This is a genomic window from Mesorhizobium sp. M7A.F.Ca.ET.027.02.1.1 (assembly GCF_004022985.1).
Classification (GTDB): domain Bacteria; phylum Pseudomonadota; class Alphaproteobacteria; order Rhizobiales; family Rhizobiaceae; genus Mesorhizobium.
Map to the genome: position 1 here is coordinate 1 of NZ_RZOL01000407.1, position 5,472 is coordinate 5,472.

Sequence of the window (5,472 nt, forward strand, 5' to 3'; positions counted from 1 at the left end):
CCCTTCCAGCTGGTGACGCCAGCCAACATCGACAAGTTCCTGAAGAAGAACTGAGCCGCCAACGGTTCGATACGGAGCGGCGCTCTCGACCAAGACAGCGCCGCTCCCCTCTCTCCCTCAGCGCCGCAGGCGCGAGGGCGACCGCGGCTGATGGAGGACAGAATACGTGGCACAGACATCTCATGGCGTGGGCGGCGTCGGTTATGATGCGAAGAAGCGCACATGGCCGGCCGAGTTCAATGTTTTCCTGGCACTGGTCATTCTCGTCGTCATCTTCGAACTGATCGGCCGCATTTTTCTCGGCGACAGCTTCCTGTTCAACACACGCAGCGACGTCGGCGGCATCTTCAACGAAGCGCGCCTGCAGATCATCATCCTGCAGGTGTCGATCGTCGGCATCATCGCCATCGGTGTGACGCAAGTGATCATCACCGGCGGCATCGACCTGTCCTCGGGCTCGATCGTCGGCGCGACCGCCATGATCGCCATGAGCTTCGCCCAGGTGGCGACGGTCAACGGCAACCCCAATCCCAAGGCGATGTTCCTGGCGCAAGGCTGGACCGACCTGCCTGTCATCGTGCCGCTGCTGGTGGCGATCGCCTGCGGCCTGTTCGCCGGCCTGGTCAATGGCGCGCTGATCGCCTACACGCGCATTCCGCCGTTCATCGCCACGCTCGGCATGATGGTGACCGCGCGCGGCATCGCCAAATGGTGGTCCAAGGGCCAGCCGATCTCCTTTCCCACCGAGAGTTTCGCCGGCATCGGCAAAGGCCTGATGCCCGTCGTCATCTTCCTGTCGCTGGCCATCCTGTTCCAGCTGATCATGACCTACACCAGGTACGGCAAGCACTGTTACGCGATCGGCTCCAACGAGGACGCCGCGCGCATGTCCGGCATCAAGATCGCCAACCACAAGATCCTGGTCTACGTCATCGCCGGCATTCTCGCCGCGCTCGCCGCCGTGGTGCTGAGCTCCAAGAACCTGACCGCGCAGTCCGGCATGGGCGTGATGTACGAGCTCGACGCCATCGCCATGGCGGTCATCGGCGGCGTCTCCCTGTCGGGCGGCCGCGGCTCGATCATCGGCACGGTGATCGGCTCGCTGATCTTCGGCGTCATCATCTCCGGCTTCACCTTCCTGCGCCTCGACGCCTACTACCAGGAGATGGTCAAGGGTGTGATCATCGTCGGTGCGGTGGTTCTCGACCAGTGGCGCCAACGCCTGCGGGCAATGAGGGCATGACCATGTCAGACATCGTCCTGAAGACTGAAAACCTGACCAAGCGCTATGGCGGCGTGCACGCGCTGGAAGGGGCGAACTTCGAACTGCGCAAGGGCGAGCATGTCGCCATCATGGGCGACAACGGCGCCGGCAAGTCGACCTTCGTGCGCCAGATCACCGGCGTCGAGCAGCGCACCAGCGGCCAGATCTGGTTCGACGGCAAGGAAGTGAACTTTGCCGGGCCGATCGAGGCCCGCACGGCGGGCATCGAGACCGTGTTCCAGAACCTGGCGCTGGCCGACGATCTCGACGTGCCGTCGAACCTGTTCCTCGGGCGCGAGAAGGTGCTGTTCAACCTCGGCCCGTTCTCGATCCTCGACCGCAAGTACATGCGCAAGGCGACCGAGGCGGCGCTCGTCCGCACGGCGGTGAAGATCCCCAATTTGTCCAACACCATCCGCCACATGTCGGGCGGCCAGCGCCAGTGCGTGGCGATCGCCCGGACGGCAACGTTCGCCTCCAAGCTGATCATCATGGACGAGCCAACGGCCGCCCTTGGCGTGCAGGAGACCGCGCAGGTCGAAAACATCGTCCGTACGCTCAAGGACAATGGCGAGCCGCTGATCCTGATCAGCCACAATATGCGCCAGGTGTTCGATCTCTGCGACCGTATCGTCGTGTTCCGGCGCGGCCGCATCGTCGCCAATCTGCGCAAGGAGAACACCGACGGAAACGATATCGTCTCCTACATCACCGGCGCCAAGACCGGAGAGGCGGAACTCGCGGCCTAAAACAGGATGATCACCCTGTTTTAAGGTATGCGTGCTTGAAGCAATCTTGCCCCCTTCCTCAGGGAAGGTGCACACAACTCTCTAACCCATCCCCCCAGAGGAAATATCCATGACCGTTCGCTTCGCTCTCCTCGGTGCCGGCCGCATCGGCAAGGTCCACGCCCGCGCCGTCGGCTCCAACCCGCAGGCCAAACTGGTTGCCGTTGCCGATGCGTTCGAGAAGGCCGCCAAAGAGCTGGCGAGCGCCTATGGCGCCGAGGTGCGCAGCATCGAAGATATCGAGAAAGCCGGGGATATCGACGCCGTCGTCATCTGCACGCCGACCGACACCCATGCCGATCTGATCGAGCGCTTCGCCAAGGCCGGCAAGGCGATCTTCTGCGAGAAGCCGATCGACCTCAACGTCAAGCGCGTCGAGAAGTGCCTGGCCGTGGTCGAGAAGACCAAAGCGACGCTGATGGTCGGCTTCAACAGGCGTTTCGATCCGCATTTCGCCGCCGTGCGCAAGGCGATCGACGACGGCGCCATCGGCACCGTCGAGATGGTCACCATCACCTCGCGCGATCCCGGCGCGCCACCGATCGACTACATCAAGCGCTCGGGCGGCATTTTTCGCGACATGACCATCCATGATTTCGACATGGCGCGCTTCCTGCTCGGCGAAGAGGTCGTGGCGGTCAGCGCCCATGCCTCGGTGCTGGTCGACAAGAAGATTGGTGCCGCCGGCGATTTCGATAGCGTCAGCGTCATCCTGGAAACCGCTTCCGGCAAGCAGGCCGTCATCTCCAACTCGCGCCGCGCCACCTATGGCTACGACCAGCGCATCGAGGTGCATGGCTCGAAAGGCATGGTTGCCGCCGAGAACCAGCGCCCGGTGTCGATCGAACTGGCCAACGAGAAGGGTTATACGCGCCCGCCGCTGCACGACTTCTTCATGACCCGCTACCTCGACGCCTATGCCATTGAGATCGCCGCGTTCATCACGGCCGCGACCTCGGGCAAGAAAGCGTCGCCGAGCGGTGCGGATGGGCTGGTGGCGCTGAAGCTGGCCGACGCGGCGCTGAAATCAGCAACGACCGGCAAGACCGTCCGTCTCGACAAGTAAGAACCGGAAACTAGGGTACAGGGAGCAGAGCGATGAGCACATCCGCCGATCGCAATTCGAAGACGCGCGCCATCGTCACAGGTGGCGCCCAGGGGATCGGCTTTGCCGTCGCCGAAGCTCTGGCCGAGGAAGGTTGCCGGGCACTGGCGCTCATCGGCCGTTCGCAGGAGAAGGGCGACAAGGCCGTCGCCCATTTCAGGAGAGCCGGCGTCGACGCGATCTTCATCAGCGCCGACGTCTCTAAAGTGGCCGACTGCAAGCGGGCGGTCGCCACCGCGATCTCGCATTTCGGCACCATCAACGCCCTGGTCAACGCCGCCGCGACATCGGCGCGCGGTTCGCTGGTCGAAACCTCCGAGGAGCTTTTCGACACCATCTTCGACACCAATGTGCGCGGCCCGTTTTTCCTGATGCAAGGCGTGGTGTCGCATCTCCTGGAAAAGAAGGCACCAGGCTCGATCGTCAACGTGCTGTCGATGTCGGCGCATACCGGCCAGTCGTTCCTGACGCCCTATTCGACCAGCAAGGGCGCGCTGATGACGCTGACCAAGAACGTCGCCAATGCCTATCGCCACAACCGCATCCGCTGCAATGCGGTGCTGCCGGGCTGGATGGACACAGAGGGCGAGGACATCGTGCAGAAGAAGTGGCACGACGCGCCGGACGACTGGCTGGCCAAGGCCGAGGCGGCGCAGCCGATGGGCCAATTGGTGAAGCCGGACCAGTTGGCGCGGCTGATCAGCTACATGGTCAGCCCGCAGTCCGGCGTCATGACCGGATCGCTGGTCGACTATGACCAGAGCATTGCGGGGTCGTCTCCGGAATAGGGTCAGCCGAATAGCCTCTCGTCCAGAAGCAGCTCGGCCAAGCCTTGGCCGAGCTTGCCCTCGCCAGCTTGACCGGCTCCAGACCAAAATCACCAAGGGACCCGAGCTCTGAAAGCCCTCCCTTCCCCTGTTGCCGCCGCATCACCACTCCCATATAGTCAAGATAGTCAGACTGGTCATGGAGGTCGCAATGCTGTCTGCGCCCAAAGAGAATACCAATTGGACGGTCGCCGGGGCAAAAGCCCGGCTCTCGGAGGTTATCGAGCGCGCGCAGTCTTCGCCGCAGACGATCACCAGAAACGGCAAACCAAGCGTGGTTGTCGTCTCGGCCGAGGAATGGCAGCGCAAGACCGCGCGCAAGGGTACGCTTGCGGAGTTCCTGCTGGAGTCGCCGCTGCGCGGCGCCGATATCAACCTTGAGCGTCAGCGCGACGAACCGCGTGATCTGCCGCTGTGAGGCTTCTGCTCGATACGAATGTCCTGTCTGAAGTGACACGACCGGCGCCGGACGCACGCGTTCTGAACTGGCTGGATCGGCTTGATGAGGACCGCTCCTTCATCAGCGTCGTGTCGATCGCCGAGATCCGGCGCGGAGTCGCCCTCATGGATGAGGGTCGGAAACGTGAGGCCCTGGCCGAGTGGCTTGCTCGGGACCTGCCGCAGCGCTTCGAGCAGAGGGTTCTTCCGGTGGACGAACCGGTTGCCTTGGCCTGGGGCGACTTGATGGGCCTTGCAAAACGCAGCGGTCGCGGCCTGTCGTCGATGGACGGCCTGATCGCAGCCACGGCGATTGCGCAGGAGCTTACCTTGGCAACACGCAATACGAAGGATTTCGAAGGTTTTGGAATTGAACTTTTTGATCCCTGGACTGCATGAAGCGCTCGGCGGCGTATGTCTGCATCGGAAACACCATCACTTCGTCATCCACGGGCGGAGCAAGGAGCGTAGCGACGCGGCGCAGACCCGAGGATCCATGCCGCGACTTCCGAGTGCGCGCCACGGTGCAGAATTCTGCTCCGCTGCACTCTATGGTCAAGGTCGCGGCTTGGATCCTCGGGTCTCCGCGACGGAGCTACGCTCCTGCTCCGCCCGTGGATGACGAAGGCGGGGAGGCTTCGGCCAATCCCGAATTGTCTCCAATCAGGGCACGTGACAAGCGCCTCCGCATCGACTATATGAGCCTCATGATCAACCTGACCGCCACATATTGGTACTTTAGGAGCTCGCTGGCGGCGGGAGGATTGCGCTCGATCTGAAGATTGCAGCAACAAGATCCGAACAGCCGCCATACCTGGCGGCTTTTTTGTTTCAGCCGGCAGGTTTCCTCTAAATCAAAGAGGAGCATGATCTCGTCCGAAAACCGCTTCACGCTTTTCGGCATCATGCTCTCGACAGGAGCAGAAAGCCGTGTTGACCACCACAGACGATCTCCGGGTCAAGGAAATCCGAGAACTGAGTACGCCGGACGAGGTGATGCGGGAGATCCCGCGCACTTTGACGGCGACGCGCACCGTCAGCGCATCGCGC

General features: G+C 62.6%; 6 protein-coding genes and 1 pseudogene. All 7 read left to right on the top strand.

Annotated features, from left to right (window positions below; translation table 11 throughout):
• Positions 1–166 precede the first annotated feature (166 nt).
• Positions 167–1,243, top strand: coding sequence for an ABC transporter permease (locus tag EN749_RS29750; RefSeq protein WP_127320412.1), 1,077 nt, complete (start codon positions 167–169; stop codon positions 1,241–1,243).
• A gap of 2 nt (positions 1,244–1,245) precedes the next feature.
• Entirely contained in the window at positions 1,246–2,013 is a 768-nt protein-coding gene (locus EN749_RS29755) for an ATP-binding cassette domain-containing protein (RefSeq protein ID WP_023810655.1), read from the top strand.
• Between the two features lie 109 nt (positions 2,014–2,122).
• Positions 2,123–3,118 (top strand): inositol 2-dehydrogenase, encoded by a 996-nt coding sequence (gene iolG / locus EN749_RS29760; protein WP_027039991.1) that lies wholly within the window; start codon positions 2,123–2,125, stop codon positions 3,116–3,118.
• A 32-nt stretch (positions 3,119–3,150) separates the two neighbouring features.
• Positions 3,151–3,945, top strand: coding sequence for an SDR family oxidoreductase (locus EN749_RS29765; protein WP_127399055.1), 795 nt, complete (start codon positions 3,151–3,153; stop codon positions 3,943–3,945).
• Positions 3,946–4,135: 190 nt separating this feature from the next.
• On the top strand, positions 4,136–4,402 hold the full coding sequence (locus tag EN749_RS29770; RefSeq protein WP_127808287.1) for a type II toxin-antitoxin system Phd/YefM family antitoxin: 267 nt from the start codon (positions 4,136–4,138) through the stop codon (positions 4,400–4,402).
• The gene (locus EN749_RS29775) at positions 4,399–4,821 is read left to right on the top strand and encodes a type II toxin-antitoxin system VapC family toxin (protein ID WP_127808288.1); all 423 of its coding nucleotides are present in this window, start codon (positions 4,399–4,401) and stop codon (positions 4,819–4,821) included. Before EN749_RS29770 ends, EN749_RS29775 begins: the two co-directional genes overlap by 4 nt.
• Before the next feature lie 531 nt (positions 4,822–5,352).
• A pseudogene (locus EN749_RS29780) lies at positions 5,353–5,472 on the top strand (3-deoxy-7-phosphoheptulonate synthase); the annotation flags it as partial.